The following is a 23,656-nucleotide window of genomic DNA, read 5'->3' as shown; positions in this document are numbered from 1 at the left end:
TTCCTCCGAAATTTCTTGTCTATCGTACGAGGCAGGGACGCTTGTCGTCAAAGGTCCAGCCGGGGATCAGGAACTTCATGGCGAGGGCGTCGTCGCGCGCGCCGAGGCCGTGTTTCTTGTACAGCGCGTTCGCAGCTTCGATAGCGCCCCGATCGATCTCGACGCCGAGGCCCGGGCGGTCGGGGATGTCGATCTTGCCGCCCTTGATCTTGAGTGGCTCCTTGGTCAGCGCCTGGCCATCCTGCCAGATCCAGTGGGTGTCGATCGCGGTGACCTTGCCCGGGGCTGCGGCGCCGACATGGGTGAACATCGCGAGCGAAATGTCGAAGTGGTTGTTGGAGTGCGAGCCCCAGGTCAGCCCGTTATCGCGGCAGGTCTGCGCCACCCGCACCGAGCCCTGCATGGTCCAGAAGTGGGGATCGGCGAGGGGAATGTCGACTGCCCCGAGCCGCAGCGCATGCGACAACTGGCGCCAGTCGGTTGCGATCATGTTGGTCGCGGTCGGCAGGCCGGTGGCGCGGCGGAACTCCGCCATGATCTCGCGGCCCGAGAAACCGGCCTCAGCGCCGCACGGATCCTCGGCATAAGCGAGGATGCCGTGCAGGTCCTTGCACAGCCTGATGGCCTCATCCAGTGACCACGCACCGTTCGGGTCGAGCGTCACGCGTGCTTTGGGAAAGCGCCTTGCAATTGCGGCGCCGGCCTCGATCTCGTCTTCGCCGCGCAGCACGCCGCCCTTCAGCTTGAAATCGGCAAAACCGTAGAGATCATGGGTGGCTTCCGCGAGCCGCACCACGGCCTCCGGCGTCAGCGCTGCCTGATGGCGCAGGCGGAACCAGTCGGTCTTCTCGTCCTCGCCAGCGACGTAGGGCAAATTGGTCTTGCGGCGGTCGCCGACGAAGAAGAGATAGCCGAGCGTCTCGACACTGGCGCGCTGCTGCCCTTCGCCGAGCAGGGCGGCGACCGGCAGCCCGAGATGCTGACCGAGCAGGTCGAGCAGCGCGGATTCCACCGCGGTCACGGCGTGGATCATCACCCGTAGGTCAAAGGTCTGCTTGCCGCGGCCGCCGGCATCGCGGTCAGCGAATTTGGTGCGGATCGCAGCGAGGATGTTGTTGCAGCCGCCGATGGTTTCGCCGATCACGAGATCGCGGGCATCTTCAAGGGTCTGCCGGATTTTTTCTCCGCCCGGTACCTCACCGAGGCCGGTATGGCCGGAATTGTCGGTGAGGATGACGATGTTGCGGGTGAAGAACGGCGCATGCGCGCCGCTCAGATTGAGGAGCATGCTGTCGCGTCCCGCGACCGGGATCACCTGCATGTCGGTGACGCGAGGTGCGCCGGAAGCGCCGGGTCCAACCGCTTGCGACATCATCTGCTCCTCCCGTTGTACCGCTTGGTCTTCGATTTATTCCGCAGCCTGCATGGCGGAAGCGCCGGTCGGCAGCTTCTTCACCAAAGCGGTGAGTTCCGCCACCTCCGCTTCGGTCAGGTCGGTCAGCGGTGGACGGACGGGCCCGGAATTGCGGCCGATGACCTTCATGCCGGCCTTGATGATCGAGACCGCATAGCCCTTCTTGCGGTTACGTATCTCGACCAGCGGCAGAATGAAATCCTTCAATCCTGCATGGATGGTGCGATGGTCGCGCCGCCGCACCGCGGCATAGAAGTTGGTGGCGAATTCCGGCACGAAGTTGAACACCGCGGAGGAATAGGTGGTGACGCCCATGTCGAGATAGGGCAGCGCAAACGTCTCGGCGGTGGGCAGGCCGCCGATATAGGTGAGACGGTCGCCGAGCTTGGTGTAGACGCGGGTCATCAACTCGATGTCGCCGATGCCGTCCTTGTAGCCGACGAGGTTCGGGCAGCGATCGGCGAGACGCGCCAGCGTATCGGGCTGCAGAATGGCGTTGTCGCGGTTGTAGACGATGACGCCAAGCTTGGTCGCGGCGCAAACCGCCTCGACATGCGCGGCGAGGCCGGCCTGCTCGGAATGGGTGAGATAGGGTGGCAGGAGAAGCAGGCCGTCAGCGCCGGCCTTTTCGGCCCCGATCGCGATCTCGCACGCGGTCGCCGTGCCATAGCCGGTGCCAGCGAGCACGGGCACGCGGCCCTTGGTCTCATCGACGGCGACCGCGACGACCTGCGGGACTTCCGCTGGTGTCAGCGAGAAAAACTCACCAGTGCCGCCGGCGGCGAACAGGCCTGCGACGTCATAGCCGCACAGCCAGTCCATGTTGGCGCGATAGCTTGCTTCATCGAAGGAAAAGTCGGCGTTGAAAGGTGTCACTGGGAAGGACAGAAGGCCGCCGCCGATACGCGCGGCCATCTCCTGCGGGGTCATCTTGCTCATGGCGCCACTCCGGTCTGGGAAACCGACGCGGGCGGTCAAGAAGGCCTCGCGTCCACCGTCTTTCTAGAAAACAGTTCGATGCGCGTCCAAGCCAATCACTGGATCGAACGATGCGCGATCAGCATCAATCCTTGGCACCCTCGGGGCCCGTGATGCTGGTTGCAATCTCAATCAGCGGCGGCAGCAGCGGGTTCTCGTGCTCGCGCGGCCAGACCAGAAAAAGCTCGACCGGGGCCGGCGTGCGCAGCTTCAGAGGGCGCAGCCGTACGTCGGCGATCTTGAGGCTCGCCGCGGCACTGGGCACAATCGCGAGTCCCAGTCCTGCGCGCACCATCGCGAGGATGGAATGAATCTGGCTCATGTGCTGGACATAGCTCGGCAGCACCTCTGCGCGCGAAAACTGCGCGACCAGGAGGTCGTGGAAGTAGCGCGCCTCGTAGGGCGAGTACATGACGAAAGGCTGGCCGTCGAAATCCTTGATCGACAGCGTCTCGGACGCTGCGAGCGGATGCTTCTTCGGGATCGCGGCGAGCAGCGGCTCGGCCAGCACGCGGCGGCTTTGCAACTCGGGCCGCGCGATCGGTGGACGCAGCAGGCCTGCATCGATCTGCCCGGAGGCGAGCGCCTCGAACTGATCGCCGGAGACCATTTCCTTCAGCGAGAAGTCGACCTCGGGAAGTTTGGCGCGGCAGGCCGCGATCAGCTCCGGCAGATAGCCATAGGCAGCCGCCGCGGTGAAACCGATCTTGAGCGATCCGGTCTTGCCCTTGGCAATGCGCTGCGCAACCTGCGAAGCGCTCTCGGCCAATTTCAGAATGCGCCGCGCTTCGGGCAGGAAGCTGCGGCCCGCGGGCGTCAGCCGCACCGAGCGGCTGGTGCGCTCGAGCAGCGGCGCGTCGATGATGTGCTCGAGCACCTGGATCTGTCGGCTCAGCGGGGGCTGGGTCATGTTGAGCCGCGCCGCCGCCCTGCCGAAATGCAGCTCTTCCGCCACTGTGACAAAACAGCGGAGCTGGTTGAGGTCGAACATCGATGCGTGTCCGGAATAGACGAGGCGCTGATTTGGCCTTTCTAGCATCGATGTCCCCAAAGACAAGGACGGCGGCAGGCTGCCGCCGTCCTGAGGTCGCGGCGCGGGCGGCGTCCTCAGGACGAGCGCAGCTGGACCCGCTCGATCTTGCCGACGATGACAAGGTAGGCGATTGCCGCGACCAGCGCGTTGGCGCCGACAAACACCAGCGCGCCGGCGAACGAGCCTGTTGCGGCCAGGATGTAGCCGATCACGATCGGCGTGGTGATGCTGGAGAGGTTACCGAAGCTGTTGAACAGGCCGCCGGAAATGCCGCCGGCCTCTTTCGGCGACGTATCGGAGACCACCGCCCAGCCCAGCGCGCCGATGCCCTTGCCGAAGAAGGCGAGCGCCATCAGGCCGACCACCATGGCTTGGCTGTCGACATAGTTGCAGCCGATGATCGCCATCGATAGCAGCATGCCGCCGACGATCGGGACCTTGCGGGCAAGGGTCAGCGAATTGGTTCGCTTCAAGATGTAGTCGGAAATCACGCCACCGAGCAGGCCGCCGATGACGCCGCACAGCGCCGGCAGGACGGCAACGAAGCCGGCCTGCAGGATGTTCAGCCCGCGCTCCTTCACCAGGTAGACCGGGAACCAGGTCAGGAAGAAATAGGTCAGCGTGTTGATGCAATACTGGCCGATATAGACGCCGAGCATCATGCGATTGGACAACAGCTGCCGCAGGTGATCCCATTTCGGCCCGCTGTCGGTGACGGTCTTTTCCTGCAGCCCGTCGAGGTCGACCAGCGCGCCGCCGTCCTTGATGTAGTCGAATTCGGCCTCGTTGATCCCAGGATGATCCTTCGGGCCGTACATCGTCTTGATCCAGACGGCGCCCATGATGAGGCCGAGCACGCCCATCACGTAGAACACGTAGCGCCAGCCGAAGTCGTGGGCGATCCAGCCCATCAGCGGCGCGAACAGCACGGTTGCGAAATACTGTCCGGAGTTGAAGAAGGCGGACGCCGTGCCGCGCTCATTGCCCGGGAACCAGGCTGCGACGATGCGGGCATTGGCGGGGAAGGAGGGGGCTTCCGCAAGGCCGACAAGGAAGCGCAGCCCGAACAGCACGATGACCGCCGCACCCGCGCTGAAAAAGCCGACCGAGCCCTGCATCATCGTGACGATCGACCACGCGATGATGCTCAGTGCATAGACCCAGCGCGAGCCGTAGCGGTCGAGCAGCCAGCCGCCCGGAACCTGCGCGATCACATAGGACCAGCCGAAGGCCGAAAAGACGTAACCCATGGCGATCGGATCGAGATGGAGTTCCTTGGAGAGGGCGGTGCCTGCGATCGAAAGCGTCGCGCGGTCGGCATAATTGACGGTCGTGACCAGGAACAACATGGTCACGATGAACAGACGGACGCGAGACCGCCTCGCCTCGGCCACGGACGCAATTGCGCTCATGCGCACCTCCTTGAAATCTTTCCTCCGGAAAACTTCCTAGAGAGATGTGCAAGCCCGGTCCAAGCCGAAGGCAGTATCGATCGATACCGTTTTTGGATCGATCGGCGGGTTCCGTTCCCGGCTGTTACGGGCGTCTAGCCTGGAATCGTTCCGGAAAAGCCATCATCGCTCCAGTTCTCGGTGCCGACGCCATGTCGGACGAAGAACAGGCCCTGCGGGTCGTATTTTCCCTTGATGGCGAGCAGGTGCGGATAGTTTGGCCCCCAATAGGATTGCTGCCAGTTCGATTCAAAATAATCGCTCTCGGCGACATACGATCCAGCTGCCGGCGCAATTCTCCTGAGCTCGCCCATCGCGCGGCTGATCTGCGCGGCTTCGTTGCGGGCGTTGGCAAGATTGGGTTCGTGGCCCGCAAGCCCAGGATAGGCCGGCGGTCCTTCGCCGGCGACGATCACGAGCATGAAGGCGCTGAGCACATCAGGATTGGTTGCGGTGTCGCGCGCGGCAGTGATGACCTCATCGGAGGCGCCCGACAGCCCCTTCTGAAAATGCAGCTCGAGCGGGTGCTGGCGGCTTGCGGCAAACAGCGTGTTCGCAAGTTGCTCCTGCCGACCTTGCGTGAGCAGGGATGCCGGCAGCCAGATCGATTGAAAGCCATAGAGAACGTGGCCGGCCTCGGCGAGGTTGCCGGCCCAGAAGATGTTGTCCGGCGAGGTGCCGGGGCGATCGTCGGTTTGGATAGCCTGCGGGAAATGGGCGCGGAGAAAATCCGGATCCCAGAGATGCCGCGCGGGGATTGCAACCACCAGCGGTGCGGAGGTGATGGTGTAGTCCGCCGGCGAGGCCTTGAGCCAATCGAAGAACGGCTGCCAGATGCTCTCGGCCTGGTCGCGCGAGAAACCCTGGAACGACATGCTGATTTCAAATGTGTTGCGGCGTCGCAGGTTGACGATCTCGCCCCAATGGGCGTTGTGAAGCTCGTCGGCGTAGAAAGCAACGAAACGGCCGATCAGCGCGCGGAACGCCGCATCGCTGTTGGCCTGCACGGACGCGAATACGCCGCCGAAAAAATCCGGCAACGGATGGGTACGCAGGGTGACGCGCGTCACCACGCCGAACGTCCCGCCGCCACCGCCTTTCAACGCCCAGAACAGGTCGGGATGCTCACTGGCGTTTGCGATCCGCAGACGCCCGTCGGCGGTGACGATCTCGGCTTCCAGCAGGCTCGCGGCTGCCGTGCCATATCGCTTAGAAAAACTGCCGAAGCCGCCGCCTTGCACGAGGCCGGCCACGCCGACCGTGCCGCAGCCGCCGCCCTGGACGTAACGGCCGGATTTGGTGGCTACCGCGTTGTAGGCATGCATCCAGATCGCGCCGGCGCCGATCGAGACAGCCTGTTGCGGCGCATCGCTGCAGCCCTGGCCGACGAAGGCGTCATGCACGATGATCTCGTCCATGGCGCGGGTCCAGATCAGAAGCGAGTCCGGCGCGTTGGAAGTGCCGAGATAGCTGTGGCCGCCGCCTTTGACGGCAAGGCGGAGATTGCGCTCGCGCGCAAAGTTGACGGCAGCGACGATATCGCTGGCCTGCCGGGCGGCCACCGCATAGACGCTCGGCTGATACGTCCAGGCGTCGATCCAGCCCAGCGTCTGCGTGACCCCGACCTGGTCGCGGATGTAGTAGGGGTTTTTCAATTCCTTGAAGAGGGCGGCGCAGGCTTCGAGCCCGTCCGGCTGCCTGCAGGCGGCGAGCGGCGTCTCGACCCTGACGAGCCTGCCGCCGACGGCTTGCTTCAACTGGTCCCAGGCCTGATCCGAGGGCCAATCCGGGCTGGACGGCCGGACGCGTTCAATGGCTCGCCCTGCTGCCAATTCGGCCGCGTCTGCAGGCCGAAGGAAAGGATCTGGTCCCACCAGGGGAACGATCGCGCAGGCCGCCAAAAAATCTCTTCGGTGCATTGGTCACCTCACGGCGCTTCGCGGCGAACCGCAAAGTTGCTAAGCTTGCCCGCAAATTCGCCCAACCCGCCGGCGCATCTGGCATGTTCGACGGCCGCAATAGACCCTCAACGACCGCATCAGTCGATCCGGCATGGGATGGCCGTGCGCCCTCGCGTGACCAGCAAGGGATCGCCGGGACGAGCGGACGCCTGAGAGGGGTCGGCGGACGGTGGCTGGCGGCCTATGGCTGGGTTGCGCTGCTCGTCGTCGCCGCCGGCTGCGTCAATGTGCTGAGTGCGGCTCAGCATGCGGGATCCGCCAGCTGGGCTGAGCTGCAGGGGCCGGTGCTGGACGAGATCACCAGCGCGCTGGTCATCATCTGCCTGTTGCCGCTGATCAAGCGCAGTGTCGATAGGCTGTCCACGACGGGCGACCGCCGCATCGCCCTGATCGTCATTGCACTGTCGATGATCGTCTATGCGCTACTGCACATTACGTTCATGGTGGCGCTGCGACATCTCGTCTACGGCATGATCGGCAGCACTCATGATTTTCACTGGCGAGACGAGTTCGTGACCGAGTTCCGCAAGGACCTCGTCTCGGCCTTCATGATCGCCTTGGTGTTCTGGCTGATCGATCGCAAGACCGCCGCGGCAGAGCCCGCTGTCACGCAGGCCCCGTCGGATGCGCGGCCGCCTGAAATCTGGCTGCGCGACGGCGCGAGGAGCATTCGGGTCGATCCTGTGCAAATCGTCTCGGTGACGTCGGCCGGAAACTATGTCGAGTTTGCGCTGGCTGACGCGCGGCACCTGATCCGCGGCACGCTGGCCGGCGAAGAAAGCAGGCTGAAGCCTTTTGGCTTCGTTCGCATTCATCGCACCCGGCTCGTCAACATGATGCGGGTGGTTGCGATTGAAAGCCGTTCCAATGGCGACTTTGTCGCGAAAATGGATACCGGCGAGATGATCGCCGGCAGCCGGCGCTACCGTGATGCGGTCGCCGCAATCAAGGGGACCGGTAACTGACATGGATACGCTGCCTTCGGACTTGCTGCTTGTGATAGACGTGCAGAACGATTTTTGCCCTGGCGGCACCCTGGCCGTCGCCGATGGCGACGCCGTCGTCCCGATGATCAACCGGCTTGCGCAGCGCTTCGCACATGTCGTGCTGACGCAGGACTGGCATCCTGCCGGTCACTCGTCATTTGCGACCAGCCATCCTGATGCCGCGCCATTTCAGACCATCACCATGGATTACGGCCCGCAGACGCTGTGGCCCGATCATTGCGTGCAGGGCTCGGCGGGAGCGGCGTTTCATCCCCAACTCGCGATCGAGCGCGCCGAGCTCATCATCCGCAAGGGCTTTCGCCGCGAGATCGATTCCTATTCCGCCTTCTATGAGAATGACCGCCATACCCCGACCGGGCTCGCCGGTTATTTGCGTGAACGCGGCTTGAAGCGGATTTTCCTGGTCGGGCTCGCGACCGATTATTGCGTGCACTATTCGGCGGTCGACGCGCGACGGCTGGGCTTTGAGACAGTCGTGATCGAAGCAGGCTGCCGGGCGATCGACCTGGCCGGCTCGCTGGCGTCAGCCTGGACAAGCATGCGCGACGCCGGCGTGCAGCGTCTGGCTGACCTCAGCTAGCGCATGATCCGGAAGTGTGTAGCGGTTTTCCGAAAAGATCATGCTCAATCAAAGACCAAAAGCGCGATGACGATTCAACCGAATCTCATCGTGCTTTAGCGCGTCGCCAGTGTGCAAGCGTGACGGACGCCGTCCTTGCCCAGATAGGTGTGAGAGGCCGGATCATAGGAGCGATAGCGCCGCGCGCAGATGCTCGTGTCGTTCGATGGTCCGAAATAGACCTGGGACGGATAGGGCCGCGGCGAGCGGTACGGGTTGCTCTCGAGCCAGCCCGCGCTGCCGATTGAAGCGGCGGGCGGGTTGGCCGCGAAATTTCCCGGAAACATGCCGTTGGTTGGGACGTCACGGTCGTCGTTGCGCGCGTCAAAGGTCCACCAGGGACTGGTGACACCGTAGCGCAGCTGACGCGGGCCGTAGTCATCGGCCAACGCCGGCGCAGTCAGCAGCAGCGAAGCGAGCAGTGCGACGCCGGCTTTGCGTGAGCGAAACATCATTGCCACAAGCTCGTCATTCATGGCCGGATCCTCCCCCAATCACCTTTCCATCCCGTGAGATGTCCCTTGCGAAATTGCAGGTACAGCCCATCGCTTCGGACGGAAAGCGCGCTGCCTTTCACATTGGGGATAGCCACCAACAGCTCATTTCCACGCGTGCCTCGAACATAATTGAGCGGCACGCCGAGCACTTGCGACGCCTGATCGGGCGTCATGCCGAAGCTGAGCGGCACGCCATTTGGCGGCACTGGGATGGTGGACTGGCCGAATGCGGGCCCCAGGGCGATGCAGGTCGAAAGAACAATCGCGCATGAATACCGTGTACGCATCGCTCACTCCACCGAGGCCGCAGCCAGTGTGCCCTGCGGCGTCCAGCCGCCGCCGAGCGCCTGGAACAGGCTCGAGGCGGCGAGCAGCTTGTTCAGTCGCACCGTGACGAGATTGTTTTCCGCGGTGAACAGCGTCTGCTCGGCCTGAAGCACAGTGACGAGGTTGACGGTGCCGCCGCGCAGCTGCGTCTCCGCGACCTCGAAGGCCTTGCGCGATGCCGCCACCGCATCCTGCTGCAGGCGCTCCTGCAGCGTAAACTTCTGCAGTCCGATCAGCGCCTTCTCGACGTCGGAGAAGGCCGAGATCACAGCCTTGCGATAGGTCTGCAGGTCCTGCAGTTGCAAGCCCTTGGCCTGCTTCAGCTGGCTCTCCAGCAGGAAGCCGTCGAAGATCGGTTGTGTCAGGCTCGCGGTCATGGTGTAGAACCACGCGCCCGGCGTGAACAGCGAGGCGAACGCGGTGCTCTGGATGCCCGTGGCCCCCGTCAGCTGGATCTGCGGAAAGAATGCCGCGCGTGCCGCCTCGACACTGAAATTGGAGGCGGCGAGCGTCGCCTCGGCCTGGCGGATATCGGGCCGCTGATAGAGCAGTTCCGACGGCAGGCCCGGGGTGACCCGCGGCACCACGATCTGGCCGGTCGAGCCGCCGCGCACGTTGAAATTCGCGGGCGCTCTCCCGACCAGCACCGCGAGTGCGGCGATGTTCTGGTCGCGCGTCACTTCAAGCGGGGGAATAGCCGCGCGCTCGGTCGCGACCAGGGCTTCCTGTTGCGACAAATCCAGCTGCGAGGCTGTGCCGCCGGCAAACTGGGTCCTGATCAGATTCAGGATCCGCTCGGCCGCGGCGAGGTTCTGCCGGGTGACGCGAATCTGATCCTGCGCGGCGAGAATCGTGAAATAGGTGTTGGCGACGGTCGCCATCGTGGTCAGCGTGACCACTTCGCGATTGTAGCGCGAGGCGGTCGCGCTTTCCTCGGAGGCCGAGAGCGTTGCGCGATTCTTGCCCCAGAAGTCGAGGATGTAGCTTGCGGTGAGGCTGGACGAGTAGACCGAGAATGTCGAGTTGCCGCTGTTGCCGATGCCGGTCAGGCTGCTGGATCCGGAGCTCGCGGTTCGCTCGCGCTCAGAGCTGGCATTCCCGCTGATGGTTGGCAACAGCGCAGCGCCGGAGACGCCGACCTGGGCATCGGCCTGGACGATCTGCGCGATCGCAACGGCAATGTCGTAGTTATAGACCTGCGCCGCATCCATCAGCGCAGTTAGTTCGCTGGAGCGGAAGCCGTGCCACCAGTCTAACGCCGGCACCGCTCTATCAGCCGCAGCCCCCTTCGGCGCGGCGCGATAGGCTGCCGGCACGTCGAGATTTAGCTCGGGCCGCTCCGAGCCGAGGATGCAGCCCGACAGTCCCGGGCAGAGGACAAGCGCAAACAGGGCGACCGCCGCGCGAGGCCTTGCGCCGACGCGCATGGGCTCACGCCGGACAAGCGCCGGGATGCCTTTGACAACTCTGGCTGATAGGGATTTCGGCATTTACTCGCCTGGCTGCAGTGACGGCCCGGGCGTGTAAGGTGCCACGTTGCCCCGACGACGTTGGCTCCGGAGGCGAAGCCTGTCCAGATACAAATAGATCACAGGTGTGGAATAAAGCGTCAGCAGCTGACTCAACGCGAGCCCGCCGACGATGGAGATGCCGAGTGGCTGGCGCAACTCGCCGCCATCGCCGACGCCGATCGCCAGCGGCACCGCGCCGAGCATGGCGGCCATGGTGGTCATCATGATCGGGCGGAAGCGCAACAGGCAGGCTTCGCGAATCGCATCGAGCGGCGAAAGGCCGCGCTTGCGCTCGGCTTCAAGCGCGAAGTCGATCATCATGATCGCGTTCTTCTTGACAATGCCGATCAACAGAATGACGCCTATCAGCGCCATGATGCTGAACTCGGTCCTGAAGGCCATCAGCGCGAGGAGTGCGCCGACGCCGGCCGAGGGCAGTGTCGAGAGAATGGTGAGCGGATGCACGTAGCTTTCGTAGAGAACGCCGAGCACGATGTAGATCGTCACCAGCGCCGCAAGGATCAGGAACGGCTGGTTGTTGAGCGAATCCTGAAACGCCTTTGCGGTGCCCTGGAAGGTGCCGCGAATCGTCGCCGGCACGCCGATCCGGTTCATGGTGGCCTCGATGGTCGCGGCCGCCGTGCCAAGTGAAACGCCCTCGGGCAGGTTGAAGGAGATGGTACTCGCGACAAGCAGGCCCTGGTGATTGACGCCAAGCGGCGTCGCGCCATTGGTGAAATGCGCGACCGCGGACAACGGAATCATCGTTTCCTGGCTGGTGCTCACGGCCGAGCCCGTCGAGGAAACGCCCTTGCCGGTGGCGCCGATCGAGTTGGTGGCGAGATTGCGCGCGGCCTGGGTATTGGCGGAGTTCGCGCTGAAGGAAGCGCCTCCGGCAACGACGGTGCCGGCCACCGCGTTGGTCGACTGCGAACCCCCGACCGATGCGCCCGACGTGCTGACATAGACGTCCTTCAGCGTCTCCGGGTTTTGCCAGTAGCGCGGTGCGACCTCCATGATGACGTGATACTGGTTGCGCGCGACATAGATGGTCGATACCTGGCGCTGGCCGAAGGCGTCATACAGCGTGTTGTCGATCTGGCTCACCGTGACGCCGAGCCTGGCCGCAGCGTCGCGATCGATCACGAGATCGGATTCCAGCCCCTTGTTCTGCTGGTCGCTGTTGACGTCGGCAAGATTGTGCTCGCGCTGCAGGGCGGTCACGATCTTCGGCGTCCACTCGCTCAGCTCTTCCAGAGTAGGAGCCTGCAGCGTGTATTGGTATTGGGCATTGCTGGCGCGGCCGCCGACGCGAATGTCCTGCACCGCTTGCAGGAACAGCGTTGCACCGGGCACCACCGCCATCTCGCGCCGCAGTCGGTTGATCACGCCATCGGCGGAGATCTTGCGCTGGCCGGTAGGGTAAAGCGAAAGGAACATGAAGCCGGAATTGGTCTGTCCGCCTCCGGTGAAGCCCACCACTGTTTCGACGGCGGGGTCCTTCTTGATGATGTTCTCGAATTGCGAGAGCTTCTGCTGCATCAGCTGGAACGAGATACTCTGATCGGCCTGGATGATGCCGATGATGCGCCCCGTATCCTGTTGCGGAAAGAAGCCCTTGGGGATGGCCTCATACAGGTAGAAATTCAGTCCGAACACCGCGAGCAGGATCAGCATCACGGACAGCGGATGCTCCAGCGCTGCTGTCAGGGTGCGTCGGTAAAAACCGAGCATCGCCTCGAAAAAGCGTTCTGACGTGCGGTAGAGCCAGCCGTGTCCTTCGGCCGCCAACGGCTTGAGCAAGACCGAACACATCATCGGCGTCGTGGACAGTGAGACGGCCAGCGAAATCAGGATGGAGATCGAGATGACCATCGCGAATTCGCGGAACAGCCGTCCGACGATGCCGCCCATCAGGAGGATCGGGATGAACACGGCAATCAGCGAGATGCTCATCGAGAGCACGGTGAAGCCGACCTCGCTCGCGCCTTTCAGGGAGGCCTCGAACGGTGACATTCCCTCTTCCAGATAACGCGTGATGTTTTCCAGCACCACGATGGCGTCGTCGACGACGAAGCCGGTCGCAACCGTCAGCGCCATCAGGGAGAGATTGTCGAGGCTGTAGCCCATGAGGTACATGGCCCCGAACGTCGCAACCAGCGAGACCGAGACCGCGACCACCGGAATGACGGTCGCACGCAGGTTCCGCAGAAACGCGAACACCACGAGGATGACGAGCAGGACGGCCAGAACCAGGGTCCGCTCGACGTCGTGCAGCGAGGTGCGGATGGTGGTCGAGCGATCGACCGCCAACCCCATGTCGATTGCCGGCGAAACCGAGGCGCGCAGCATCGGCATCAGGTCCTTCACGGCATCGACGGTCGAGATGATGTTGGCGCCCGGCTGCCGGTAAAGGATGATCAGGATAGCCGGCTTGCCATTGGCAAGCCCCGCATTGCGGATGTTTTCCTGCCCGTCGCTGACCTCGCCCACATCGGAAAGACGCACCGCCGCGCCATTGCGATAAGCGATGACCAAGGGTTTGTAGTCGTCGGCCTTGTTGGCCTGATCGTTGGCATAGATCTGATAGCGCTGGTCGCCGACGTCGATGCCGCCCTTCGGGCTATGGGCATTGGTATTCCCGAGCGCCGCGCGGACATCTTCCAGGCCAACGCCGTATTTGTAGAGGGCCTGCGGGATCAAGTCGACGCGGACTGCGGGAAGCGAGCCGCCACCGACCACGACCTCGCCGATGCCGTCGACCTGCGACAGCTTTTGTGCCAGCACGGTCGAGGCCGCGTCGTAAAGCTCGCCGCGCGTCAGCGTGTCGGAGGTCAGGGCCAGGACCAGGATCGGTGCATCGGCCGGATTGACCTTGCGATAGGTCGGATTGCTGCGCAGGCTGGTCGGCAGGTCTGCGCGCGCCGCATTGATGGCGGCCTGGACGTCCCGCGCCGCGCCATTGATATCGCGGTTCAGGCCGAACTGCAGGGTGATCCGGGTCTGCCCCACCGAGCTCGACGATGTCATCTCGGTGACATCCGCAATCTGCCCAAGATGCCGCTCGAGCGGGCTCGCCACGGTTGTTGCGACATCCTGCGGGCTCGCGCCGGGCAGCGTCGCCTGCACCGAGATGGTCGGAAAGTCCACCTGCGGCAGCGGCGAGACCGGCAGCTTGAAAAAGGCCACCGCGCCCGCCGCCGCGAGTCCGAAGGTCAGCAGCGTCGTTGCGACCGGTCGTCGAATGAAGGGTGTGGACGGACCCATTGTCTGATCGCCTTGCCTTAATGCGACCCGCTGACCTGGCCGATACCGTGTGGCCGTCCGCCGAAGCGGATCGCCAACCGGTCGAACCACAGATAGATTACCGGCGTGGTGTAGAGCGTCAGGAGCTGGCTGACCAGAAGGCCGCCGACAATGGACACGCCGAGCGGATGGCGCAGCTCCGAGCCGGCGCCGGTGCCGAGCATCAGCGGCAGCGCGCCGAGGATTGCTGCCATCGTCGTCATCAGGATCGGCCGGAACCGCAAGAGGCAGGCCTGGTAGATGGCATCGCGCGGCGCGAGCCCATCATTACGCTCGGCGTCGAGCGCGAAGTCGATCATCATGATCGCGTTCTTCTTCACGATGCCGATCAGGAGAATAATGCCGATGATCGCGACGATGGTCAGGTCGTGGCCGCCGATCATCAGGGCCAGCAGCGCGCCGATGCCGGCCGAGGGCAGCGTGGACAGAATGGTGAGCGGATGAATGAAGCTCTCATAGAGGACGCCCAGCACAATATAGACCACCACGATCGCCGCGAGGATCAGGAAGAGCTGGTTGTTCAGCGAGGCCTGGAAGGCAAGCGCAGCACCCTGGAAGCTCGTGATGAGGCCGATCGGCTGGCCGATATCGATTTGCGCCTGCTTGACGGCGGCGACCGCCTCGCCAAGCGAAGCGTCCGGCGCCAGGTTGAAGGATATGGTCGCCGACGGAAACTGTCCGAGATGCGACACCTGCAGCGGCGCAATCGTCTCCCGCACCCTGGCCATCGTCATCAGCGGAACCGGCGTGCTGCTCACTGAGGACGGCAGGTAGATGTCGCCCAGCGATTTCAGCGAGGTCTGCAGGGCGGGGTCGGCCTCGAGGATGACGCGGTACTGGTTGGAGTTGGTGAAAATGGTCGAGACGATGCGCTGGCCGTAGGAATCGTAGAGCGCGTTGTCGATGGTCGCAGGCGTGATGCCGAAACGCGCCGCCTGGTCGCGGTCGATGTCGATGGAGACGGCAAGGCCCTGCGCCGCGATGTCGCTTGCGACGTCGGCGAATTGCGGCAGCGTCCGCAGCTTGTCGACAAGCTTGGGCGTCCATTCGGCGAGCTGCGCGGGATCTGCGTCCTGCAGGATGAACTGGTATTGCGTCTTGCTGACGGTGCCCTCGATGGTCAGGTCCTGCACTGGCTGCATGTAGAGGGTAACGCCGGTCAGCCCGGACGTTGCATTCTTGATCCGCTGCATGACGGTCGCGATATCGGACTTGCGCTGATCATGGGGCTTTAGATTGATCAGGATGCGGCCGTTGTTCAGCGTGGTGTTGGTCCCGTCCACGCCAATGAAGGAGGAAAGGCTCTCGACCTCCGGGTCCTTGAGGATGATGCTCGCGAGCTGCTGCTGCCGCTCGGCCATCGCGGCGTAGGACACCGATTGCGGCGCCTCCGAGATCGCCTGGATCACGCCGGAGTCCTGCAGCGGAAAGAAGCCCTTGGGGATCACGATGTAGAGCCAGGCGGTCAGCGCAAACGTCGCAAGCGCAATCAGGAGCACGAAGGTCTGTCGGTTCAGCACCCAGTTCAGAGTGTGGCCGTAAAACGCGATTACGCGGTCGAAGGCTTCGCGGTTGAAGCGCTGGAATGCGTTCTCATGCGCCTCGTCCTCGGCCTTGAGCAGCTTGGCGCAGGCCATCGGCACCAGCGTCAGCGACACCACGGCCGAGATCAGGATGGTCACGGCGAGCGTGATGGCGAATTCGCGGAACAGGCGGCCGACCACGTCGCCCATGAACAGAAGCGGGATCAGCACGGCGATCAGCGACACCGTCAGCGAGATGATGGTGAAGCCGATCTGCTCGGAGCCGTGCAGCGCCGCCTGCAGCGGCGTTTCGCCTTCCTCGATATAGCGGGAGATGTTCTCGATCACGACGATGGCGTCGTCGACCACGAAGCCGGTCGCGATCGTCAGCGCCATCAGCGAGAGATTGTTCAGGCTGAATCCGAACATGTACATCGCGCCCAGCGTGCCGACCAGCGACAGCGGCACCGACAGGCTCGGGATCAGGGTCGCGCGCGCCGAGCGCAGGAACACGAAAATGACCAGCACGACCAGGATCACGGCGAGGGTCAGCTCATATTCGACGTCCTGGACGGACGCGCGAATGGTGACCGTACGGTCCGTCAGGATAGAGAGATCGATCGCGGCTGGCAGCGTCGCCTGCAATGACGGCAATAACGCCTTGATGCCGTCGACCACCGAGATCACGTTGGCGCCGGGCTGCCGCTGGATGTTGAGGATGATGGCTGGCGTCTCGTTCATCCAGGCGCCGAGCTTGTCGTTCTGTGCACCGTCGACGACGTCGCCGACATCGCTGAGGCGGACCGGCGAGCCGTTCTTGTAGGCGACAATCAGCGACGCGTAGTCGGCGGCGTTGTGGATCTGGTCGTTGGCATTGATGGTATAGGCCCGCATCGGGCCGTCGAAATTGCCCTTGGGCGTGTTGACGTTGGCGTTGCCGAGGGTGGTGCGCAGATCGTCGATGTTGAGACCATAGGCCGCAAGCTTGCGGATGTCGGCGCGGATGCGCACCGCCGGGCGCTGGCCGCCGCTGATGCTGACGAGGCCGACGCCGGGAAGCTGCGAGATCTTCTGCGCGAGCCGCGTGTCGGCGAAATCCTCGACCTTGGTGAGCTGCATGGTCTTCGAGGTCAGGCCCAGCGTCAGGATCGGGGCGTCGGCCGGGTTGACCTTGGCGTAGATCGGCGGCGCCGGCAGGTCGGAGGGCAACAGATTGCCCGCCGCATTGATCGCGGCCTGCACCTCCTGCTCGGCGACGTCGAGCGTGATGCTCAAACCGAATTGCAGCGTGATAACGGATGCGCCGGCCGAGCTTACCGAGCTCATCTGGTTCAGGTTCGGCATTTGCCCGAACTGCACCTCCAGCGGTGCCGTCACCGAGGACGTCATCACATCGGGGCTGGCGCCGGGATAGAAGGTCTGCACCTGGATGGTCGGATAATCCACCTCGGGCAGCGCTGCCACCGGCAGGAATCTGAACGCCAGCATGCCCGAGAGCATGATGGCGATCATGAGCAGCGTGGTCGCGACCGGCCGTAGGATAAATGGCTGCGATGGGTTCATTGTTGCTGCTTTTGTCCACCGTCCGAGTGCCGCTTCTTGCCGCCATTCGGATGGTTCTCGCCGCCATTGTCCGGACTGCTCTGGCCCGCTCCGGGTGCACCAGGCGCGTTGCCGGCATCGGCCGCGTTGCGCAAGGCGATCTTGGCGCCGTCGCGCAGCTTGTCCGCACCGTCGATCACAACGCGATCGCCCGGCGAGATGCCGGAGAGCACCTCGACGCGGTCGCCGTCGGTGATGCCAAGCTTGACCGGCCGCACCGACACCGTGCTGTCGGGATTGATTAGATAGACGAACGTTCCGGGCACGCCGCGCTGGATGCCGGCGGTCGACATCGTCGTCACGTCCTTGTGGGTGTCGAGCAGGAGACGGATGTTGACGAACTGGTTCGGATAGAGCGTGCGCTGCTCGTTCGGAAACAGCGCGCGCAGCTTGATCGTGCCCGTGGTCTGGTCGATCTGGCTGTCGAAGGTCGCAAGCGTGCCGTCTGCGAGCTTGTTGGCGCCGCCGCGGTCGAGCGCGGCCGCCGGCAGTACGGCGCCCGCCTGCAGGCGCCTGGCGATGGCCTGCAGATTGTCCTCAGGAACGGTGAACAGCACGCTGATCGGCGCAAGCTGTGTCACCACGACAATGCCGTTGGTATCGCCCGCTGTGACGTAGTTGCCCTGGTCGACCGCGCGGATACCGACGCGCCCATCGACCGGTGACACGATCCTGGTGTAGTTCAGGTTGACCTCGGCCGATTTCACGGCGGCGCGGTCCGCCTCGACCGTGCCCTGGTCCTGTGCCACCAGGGCGATTTGCGTGTCCAGCGTCTGATGCGGCACAGCGTTCTGCGCAGCGAGGCCCTGATAGCGCTGCAGGTCGACCTGCGCGCCCTTTAGCAGCGCTTCGTCGCGGGCCAGCTGGCCTTTGGCTTGCGCCAGCGCTGCTTCATAGGGTCGGGGATCGATCTCCGCCAACAGGTCGCCCTTCTTGACCTCATTGCCCTCAGTGAAATCGATCTTCATCAGGTAGCCGCTGATCTGGCTCCTGATGGTGACGGTGGCGAGCGAGGTGACCGTGCCCAGCCCGTTCAGGGTGATGTTGATGTCGCCCTTCTTGATGGTCTCGTCGACGACGGACATCGGCGGGGCGTTGCGGCCAAAGCCGCCGCGGCCCTGCTGTTGCGGCGCCGGGTTCTGCTTGGTCCACCAGACGACGCCCCCGATCAGCAAGAGCACGATGATCGTCGTGATCACGGAACCCTTGCGAGACCGCGGCTTGGCGGGCGAGGATTCGACCAGAGGCTTCCCGGTCGGTGGCGGCTTGAGCGGCTTGTCCATGAACCTTAAGTCACACGGGTTGAAGGATAGAGTTTTCGTCGTGCCCGGAGATTACCCGTTCCGCCATCCCCAGGACATTCCGACCCACAACATTTTGAACGTTTCGTCGGCGGCTTGTCCCATTAACTTTCTGAAAGAATTAGCATTTTATCGTCAAATCCGATTTGCTGAGGCAAATCCGCAACGTCCGACCGAGGGCCGTCATCATGGCCGTCGGTGGGGCTCACCGTTCCCGCGGCAACGCGACCAGCGATTTCCGTCCCGGCCTGTCCTTTGGGACGGCGCTCCAGAACGCTTCCGCGGAGTTGGTCATGCGCGAGCGCGGGCGGAACAGGCAGATGCTGATGGCGATGTCCCACTCTTCCGCGCCGGCCCGTAACAGCCGGCCTGTGGCGAGGTCGTCTTCGACCAGGCTGTGCGGCGCCCAGGTGATGCCTCGTCCTTCACGGGCCATGTCGATCAACAGCATCACCGGCGCAGCAAAGCTCGGTACCAGGGCAGGCGCCGGCTCCTTGCCGGCCAGCACCGCGCTGACGATGCGGCCGATGCCGGAGCCGGGATGATAGGCGAGATAGGGCAGGGGAGCTGCATCCGAGCCGGGCAAGCAGTAACGCGGCCTGGCGCTGGACTTGCCCCTCGTTTTGGTCCTGCCGCGACGTCCGGCACGTGCCAGCGGTGCCGAGACAGGAATCAGCACGTCGCTGTCCAATTCGATGCGCTGAAAATGATCGGAATCCAGCCGACTCGCCAGCGCCGTATGATGATGCGCGAGCAGGAAATGCACCCGTGCATCCAGCAGCAGCTTTTCGCAGGCCGCGAAATTTGCCGCCACCAGCTGGACGCCGGCGCCGGCCGCCGCGCTGTCGGCGCTCCGGATCCATTGCGGAAAGAAGGTCTGCGACAGTGCATGCGTTGCCGCGAAATGGACAGTTTCCGCCTTCAGACGAGCCACCTCGAGCGCTTCCTCGCGGCCGGCCACGACGCGGCGCAGCACGTCCTCCGCAACCGTGCGAAACGTCTTGCCGGCGGGTGTCAGCGTGAGCGTATGCGAAGAGCGTTCGAACAGCGATGTTCCCAGCCAATCCTCCAGGGCCCTGATGCGACGGCTGAGCGCAGGCTGGGTGACATGGCGGCGCTCGGCGGCGCGGGAGAACCCGCCGTCCTCGGCGATGGCCAGGAAATCCTCCAGCCAAATCAAGTCCATGATGACGTTTCGTCCTCAATTCATACCGATATGGCATTAGCGCCCGCGCGCATCCTGGTCCAATGTAAATCCGTCCAAAAAGCCAAAGAACAACAGGACGCTTCGCGCGCAGCCGCCAAAGCCCGGGGGAAAGACATTGCAGATCGCCGCCACTTCGCTCGCTGAAATCGTCACGCGACGCCGCAAGCCGCTCTGGCGCGAGCAATATGTTCTGGTCGTTCTGGGCGCAGCGCTGGGGGCGCTGGCCGGCGCGCTGTTTCCAACCGTGGCCGTCGACTTCAAGCCGCTTGGCGACGTCTTCATTTCCCTGATCAAGATGACGATCGCGCCCTTGATCTACCTGGTCGTGGTCACGGGCATTGCGCAGGTCGGCGACATGCGCGCGGTCGGGCGCATCGGGCTCAAGGCCTTCGTCTATTTCGAGGCCGTCACCACGCTTTGTCTCCTGCTCAGCCTCGTAGTTGTCCGCTGGGTGCAGCCCGGTGCGGGCGTGGCGCCCGCAACGGCGCAGCAAGCTCAGACCGTGTCGCGCTTTGCGCAGGCGCATATGGAATCGCTGTCCGACTATTTGCAGCACATGATTCCCGACAGTTTCGTTGGCGCCTTTGCCAAGGGCGACGTGCTGCAGGTCCTGGTGTTGGCGCTGCTGACCGGGATCGGCCTGTTGATGCTCGGCGAGCGCGGCGCCACGTTGCGCAGTGCCATGGAGCGGGTGACCGAACTCGTGTTCAAGGTCGTGCATGTCGTCGTTGCGCTGGCGCCGATCGGCGCTTTCGGCGCCATGGCGTTCACGGTCGCCAAATTCGGTGTGAGCACGCTCTATGCGCTCGCGCTGCTGGTCGGCACCGCCTGGGCGATGATGGCGTTCTTCATCTTCGTCGTGCTGGGCGTGATCTGCCGCTCTATCGGCATTCGCCTCATGGACCTGCTGCGCATGCTGCGCACCGAACTCCTGGTCGTGCTCGGCACCTCCTCGTCGGAGACCGCGATTCCCGGCATGATGGAGAAGCTGCCCGCGGCGGGCGTCGGTCGCGCTGTGGCCGGCCTCGTCATTCCCTCCGGCTATTCCTTCAACCTCGATGGCGTTGCGCTGACGCTGCCGCTCTCCGCCATGTTCGTCGCTCAGGTCTACGGCATCGAGCTCACCGCCGCGCAGCAGCTCAGCCTGTTCGTGGTGATGCTGTTCACCTCCAAGGGCGCGGCCGGCGTCACCGGCGGCGCCTTTGCCGCACTCGCCGCGACCGTAATCGCCGCAGGCCTGCCAGCAGAGGGGCTTGCGCTTTTGCTTGGCATCGACCGCTTCATGTCGCTGGCGCGCGCCATCACCAACACCATCGGCAATGCGGTAGCCGCGATCGTCGTCGCCAAATGGGACGGCGAGTTCGATGCCGCGGCCTGGACCGCATCCACCACAACACCGACTGCGAAGTGAGTATCGATGGACACCAATAGAGACACTCTTCCGATCATCGCGCTGGTCCCTGGCGACAGCACCGGCATCGGCCCGGAACAGACCGCGCGCATCCTCTCCGACGATCGTCTTGCCGACGTTGCGCGCCTCGTCGTGGTCGGCGACGCGCGCGTGCTGGAGATGGGCATGGCGCATGCCGGCGTGAAGCTCGATGTCGAGCGAGTTACCTCGCCCGCCAGGGCCTCCTTCAAGAACGGCAAGGTACCACTGGTCGATCTGGGCAACACCGATCCCAAGCTGTTTCCGCTTGGCAAGGCCAACGCCGAATCCGGCCGCCTGACCGGCGAGACGCTGTCGCGCGCCATCGACTTTGCCAAGGCCGGCGAGGTCGATGCCATCACCTTCGCGCCGCTGAACAAGCGCGCGATGTTCGACGGCGGCTGGAAGTTCCCCGACGAGCACAAGATGTTCGCAAGCCTGCTCGGCCACAAGACCTACTTCTCCGAGATGAATGTGCTCGATGGACAATGGATGTCCCGGGTGACCGGTCACCAATCGCTGCGCGAGGCGCTCGACGGCATCAATCCCGAGAGCATCACCGATGCGATCGAGCTTGCCGACCGCATGATGAAGAAGGCCGGCATGGGCAAGCCGCGGATTGCGGTCGCGGCGCTCAATCCGCATGCCGGTGAGGGCGGACTGTTTGGCCGCGACGAGATCGAGATGATTCGCCCGACCGTCGAAGCGGCCGCCAAGCGCGGCATCGCCTGCAGCGGGCCCTTTCCGGCTGACACCGTCTACATCCGCGCCTTTGCCGGCGAGTTTGACAGCGTGGTCGCGATGTATCACGACCAGGGTCAGATCGCGACCAAGCTGCGTGGATTCAACCGCGGCGTTACGGTAACGGCGGGGCTCGACACCGTCTTCACGACGCCTTCGCATGGCACGGCCTTCGACATCGTCGGCCAAGGCGTCGCAAAGACCGGCGCACTCGAAAGTGCCGTGCGGCTCGCCGCGCAACTCGCCAATGTAAAGACACGGGAGGTTTCCTATGCCCATCACTGATCGCAGAACCCTGCTGCAGGCTGCGGCCGCGCTTCCGCTGGCCACTGCCGGCGCCAGCGTGGCTCTTGCCGATGCCGCGCCCGCTCCGGCCGCGGCGCCCGCGAAACCCGCGCCGGCAAAGGGCGTCACGCGCGCGCTCGCACACTATATCGTCACTGCCTCCTACGACGACCTCCCGGCCAATGTGCGCAAGGAAGGCGTGCGCACGCTGCTCAACTGGGTCGGCGTCGCGATCGGCGGCTCGCGTCACCAGACGGTCGATATCGCGGTCAGTGCACTTGCGCCGTTCTCCGGTCCGCAACAGGCCTCGCTGTTCGGCCGCCGCGAGCGCTTCGACATCATGAACGCGGCCTTCATCAATGGCGTGTCGAGCCACATCTTCGACTATGACGACACACATCTGAAGACCATCATTCACCCTGCGGGGCCGGTGGCGTCGGCTATTCTCGCCCTGTCGGAAATGCAGCCGGTCTCGGGCAAGGATTTTCTCAACGCGCTGGTGCTGGGCGTGGAGACCGAATGCCGGATCGGCAATTCGGTCTATCCTAACCATTATGACGTCGGCTGGCACATCACCGGCACCGCCGGGGTGTTCGGCTCGGCGGCGGCCGTCGGCAAATTGCTGAAGCTCAACGAGCAGCAGATGGTGTGGGCGCTCGGGCTCGCCGCCTCGCAGCCGGTCGGCCTGCGCGAGTCCTTCGGCTCGATGAACAAAAGCTTCAATCCGGGCCGCGCCGCGTCCAACGGCATCTTCGCGGCGATGCTCGCCTCGAAGAACTTCACCTCGTCGGACGAGATGATCGAGGCCAAGCGCGGCTGGGCCAACACCATCAGCACCAAGCAGGACTATAACGAAATCCTCGGCGATCTCGGCAAGCGCTACGAGGCGGCGCTGAACACCTACAAGCCGTTTGCCTGCGGCATTGTCATGCATCCGGCGATCGATGCCGCGATCCAGCTCCGCAACGAGAACAAGCTGACCGCCGACCAGATCGACCACGTCGATCTCAAGGTGCATCCGCTGGTGCTTGAGCTCACCGGCAAGAAGACGCCGCATGAGGGCCTGGAGGGCAAGTTCAGCATCTATCATGCGGTGGCTGTCGCGCTGGTCGAAGGCGCCGGAGGCGAGAAGCAGTTCAGCGACCGCGCGGTGAACGACCCGACCATCGTGGCGCTGCGCGGCAAGGTCAATCCGGTGATCACGCCCGGCATCAAGCCTGAGCAGGTCGACCTGACCGTCGTGCTCAAGGATGGGCGGCAGCTGCATCGTTACATCGAGCATGCGGTGGGCAGTGTCGAAGTGCCGATGACCGACAAGCAGCTCGAGGTGAAGTTCACTGACCTTGCCGACGGCATCCTGCCGGCGCCGGCGATCCGGCGGGTGATGGATGCCTGCTGGAACGTCGAGGGCCTGTCGGATGCGGCGGAGATCGCCAAGATGTCGGTTTCGGCGTGACCGCTCGC

At 64.0% G+C, this 23,656-nt stretch carries 17 protein-coding genes; 5 read left to right on the top strand and 12 right to left on the bottom strand.

Annotated features, from left to right (window positions below; all coding sequences use genetic code 11):
- Window positions 1-19: 19 nt before the first annotated feature.
- The 5 genes from gudD to A3AI_RS0101505 all read right to left on the bottom strand — a co-directional run bounded on the left by gudD (window position 20) and on the right by A3AI_RS0101505 (window position 6,633).
- On the bottom strand, window positions 20-1,372 hold the full coding sequence (gene gudD / locus A3AI_RS0101525; protein WP_156927615.1) for a glucarate dehydratase: 1,353 nt from the start codon (window positions 1,370-1,372) through the stop codon (window positions 20-22).
- A 36-nt stretch (window positions 1,373-1,408) separates the two neighbouring features.
- The gene (gene kdgD, locus A3AI_RS0101520; RefSeq protein ID WP_024513874.1) at window positions 1,409-2,353 is read right to left on the bottom strand and encodes a 5-dehydro-4-deoxyglucarate dehydratase; all 945 of its coding nucleotides are present in this window, start codon (window positions 2,351-2,353) and stop codon (window positions 1,409-1,411) included.
- Window positions 2,354-2,477: 124 nt separating this feature from the next.
- The gene (locus A3AI_RS0101515; RefSeq protein ID WP_024513873.1) at window positions 2,478-3,383 is read right to left on the bottom strand and encodes a LysR family transcriptional regulator; all 906 of its coding nucleotides are present in this window, start codon (window positions 3,381-3,383) and stop codon (window positions 2,478-2,480) included.
- Between the two features lie 116 nt (window positions 3,384-3,499).
- On the bottom strand, window positions 3,500-4,837 hold the full coding sequence (locus A3AI_RS0101510; RefSeq protein ID WP_024513872.1) for an MFS transporter: 1,338 nt from the start codon (window positions 4,835-4,837) through the stop codon (window positions 3,500-3,502).
- A gap of 134 nt (window positions 4,838-4,971) precedes the next feature.
- Window positions 4,972-6,633, bottom strand: a complete 1,662-nt coding sequence (locus tag A3AI_RS0101505; protein ID WP_245286804.1) for an FAD-dependent oxidoreductase — start codon at window positions 6,631-6,633, stop codon at window positions 4,972-4,974.
- A gap of 245 nt (window positions 6,634-6,878) precedes the next feature.
- On the opposite strand from A3AI_RS0101505, the gene A3AI_RS0101500 reads away from it, so the two are divergent.
- Complete coding sequence (locus tag A3AI_RS0101500; protein WP_036047355.1) at window positions 6,879-7,802, top strand: LytTR family DNA-binding domain-containing protein; 924 nt, start codon at window positions 6,879-6,881, stop codon at window positions 7,800-7,802.
- 1 nt (window position 7,803) lies between these two features.
- On the top strand, window positions 7,804-8,424 hold the full coding sequence (gene pncA / locus A3AI_RS0101495; RefSeq protein WP_024513869.1) for a bifunctional nicotinamidase/pyrazinamidase: 621 nt from the start codon (window positions 7,804-7,806) through the stop codon (window positions 8,422-8,424).
- 95 nt (window positions 8,425-8,519) lie between these two features.
- Here the strand turns inward: pncA and A3AI_RS49150 are convergent, their stop codons facing one another.
- The 7 genes from A3AI_RS49150 to A3AI_RS0101460 all read right to left on the bottom strand — a co-directional run bounded on the left by A3AI_RS49150 (window position 8,520) and on the right by A3AI_RS0101460 (window position 19,716).
- Window positions 8,520-8,939, bottom strand: a complete 420-nt coding sequence (locus tag A3AI_RS49150) for a BA14K family protein (protein WP_024513868.1) — start codon at window positions 8,937-8,939, stop codon at window positions 8,520-8,522.
- A complete protein-coding gene (locus A3AI_RS41985; RefSeq protein WP_036047259.1) occupies window positions 8,936-9,247 on the bottom strand; it encodes a hypothetical protein in 312 nt (103 codons plus the stop codon). Before A3AI_RS41985 ends, A3AI_RS49150 begins: the two co-directional genes overlap by 4 nt.
- A 3-nt stretch (window positions 9,248-9,250) precedes the next feature.
- Entirely contained in the window at window positions 9,251-10,714 is a 1,464-nt protein-coding gene (locus A3AI_RS0101480; protein ID WP_024513866.1) for an efflux transporter outer membrane subunit, read from the bottom strand.
- Window positions 10,715-10,777: 63 nt separating this feature from the next.
- Window positions 10,778-14,065 carry an efflux RND transporter permease subunit gene (locus tag A3AI_RS0101475; RefSeq protein WP_024513865.1) on the bottom strand — a complete coding sequence of 1,096 codons (3,288 nt, stop codon included), beginning with the start codon at window positions 14,063-14,065 and terminating at the stop codon, window positions 10,778-10,780.
- Between the two features lie 17 nt (window positions 14,066-14,082).
- Window positions 14,083-17,190, bottom strand: coding sequence for an MdtB/MuxB family multidrug efflux RND transporter permease subunit (locus A3AI_RS0101470; RefSeq protein ID WP_024513864.1), 3,108 nt, complete (start codon window positions 17,188-17,190; stop codon window positions 14,083-14,085).
- Window positions 17,187-18,512 (bottom strand): MdtA/MuxA family multidrug efflux RND transporter periplasmic adaptor subunit, encoded by a 1,326-nt coding sequence (locus tag A3AI_RS0101465; protein ID WP_024513863.1) that lies wholly within the window; start codon window positions 18,510-18,512, stop codon window positions 17,187-17,189. The genes A3AI_RS0101470 and A3AI_RS0101465 overlap by 4 nt, the downstream gene beginning before the upstream one ends.
- A 223-nt stretch (window positions 18,513-18,735) precedes the next feature.
- Entirely contained in the window at window positions 18,736-19,716 is a 981-nt protein-coding gene (locus A3AI_RS0101460; RefSeq protein ID WP_024513862.1) for a LysR family transcriptional regulator, read from the bottom strand.
- A gap of 136 nt (window positions 19,717-19,852) precedes the next feature.
- Between A3AI_RS0101460 and A3AI_RS0101450 the strand changes: the two genes are divergently transcribed.
- The 3 genes from A3AI_RS0101450 to A3AI_RS0101440 are packed head-to-tail and all read left to right on the top strand — an operon-like array spanning window position 19,853 to window position 23,648.
- Window positions 19,853-21,148, top strand: coding sequence for a cation:dicarboxylate symporter family transporter (locus A3AI_RS0101450; RefSeq protein ID WP_024513861.1), 1,296 nt, complete (start codon window positions 19,853-19,855; stop codon window positions 21,146-21,148).
- A 6-nt stretch (window positions 21,149-21,154) separates the two neighbouring features.
- Window positions 21,155-22,192 carry a PdxA family dehydrogenase gene (locus A3AI_RS0101445; protein WP_024513860.1) on the top strand — a complete coding sequence of 346 codons (1,038 nt, stop codon included), beginning with the start codon at window positions 21,155-21,157 and terminating at the stop codon, window positions 22,190-22,192.
- Complete coding sequence (locus A3AI_RS0101440; RefSeq protein ID WP_024513859.1) at window positions 22,179-23,648, top strand: MmgE/PrpD family protein; 1,470 nt, start codon at window positions 22,179-22,181, stop codon at window positions 23,646-23,648. The genes A3AI_RS0101445 and A3AI_RS0101440 overlap by 14 nt, the downstream gene beginning before the upstream one ends.
- Window positions 23,649-23,656 lie beyond the last annotated feature (8 nt).

The organism is Bradyrhizobium sp. Tv2a-2 (assembly GCF_000472425.1).
In the GTDB taxonomy this organism is placed as follows: Bacteria; Pseudomonadota; Alphaproteobacteria; order Rhizobiales; family Xanthobacteraceae; genus Bradyrhizobium.
Note: the sequence above shows the minus strand (reverse complement) of the source record. Positions and strands in the feature narration are given on the sequence as shown.

Coding starts and splice junctions, on each gene's coding strand:
- A3AI_RS0101465 (WP_024513863.1), bottom strand. CDS start 18,512: ATGGACAAGCCGCTCAAGCCGCCACCGACCGGGAAGCCTCTGGTCGAA.
- A3AI_RS0101475 (WP_024513865.1), bottom strand. CDS start 14,065: ATGGGTCCGTCCACACCCTTCATTCGACGACCGGTCGCAACGACGCTG.
- kdgD (WP_024513874.1), bottom strand. CDS start 2,353: ATGAGCAAGATGACCCCGCAGGAGATGGCCGCGCGTATCGGCGGCGGC.
- A3AI_RS0101460 (WP_024513862.1), bottom strand. CDS start 19,716: ATGGACTTGATTTGGCTGGAGGATTTCCTGGCCATCGCCGAGGACGGC.
- A3AI_RS0101440 (WP_024513859.1), top strand. CDS start 22,179: ATGCCCATCACTGATCGCAGAACCCTGCTGCAGGCTGCGGCCGCGCTT.
- gudD (WP_156927615.1), bottom strand. CDS start 1,372: ATGTCGCAAGCGGTTGGACCCGGCGCTTCCGGCGCACCTCGCGTCACC.
- A3AI_RS0101515 (WP_024513873.1), bottom strand. CDS start 3,383: ATGTTCGACCTCAACCAGCTCCGCTGTTTTGTCACAGTGGCGGAAGAG.
- A3AI_RS41985 (WP_036047259.1), bottom strand. CDS start 9,247: ATGCGTACACGGTATTCATGCGCGATTGTTCTTTCGACCTGCATCGCC.
- A3AI_RS0101500 (WP_036047355.1), top strand. CDS start 6,879: ATGTTCGACGGCCGCAATAGACCCTCAACGACCGCATCAGTCGATCCG.
- A3AI_RS0101480 (WP_024513866.1), bottom strand. CDS start 10,714: ATGCGCGTCGGCGCAAGGCCTCGCGCGGCGGTCGCCCTGTTTGCGCTT.
- A3AI_RS0101445 (WP_024513860.1), top strand. CDS start 21,155: ATGGACACCAATAGAGACACTCTTCCGATCATCGCGCTGGTCCCTGGC.
- A3AI_RS0101470 (WP_024513864.1), bottom strand. CDS start 17,190: ATGAACCCATCGCAGCCATTTATCCTACGGCCGGTCGCGACCACGCTG.
- pncA (WP_024513869.1), top strand. CDS start 7,804: ATGGATACGCTGCCTTCGGACTTGCTGCTTGTGATAGACGTGCAGAAC.
- A3AI_RS49150 (WP_024513868.1), bottom strand. CDS start 8,939: ATGAATGACGAGCTTGTGGCAATGATGTTTCGCTCACGCAAAGCCGGC.
- A3AI_RS0101510 (WP_024513872.1), bottom strand. CDS start 4,837: ATGAGCGCAATTGCGTCCGTGGCCGAGGCGAGGCGGTCTCGCGTCCGT.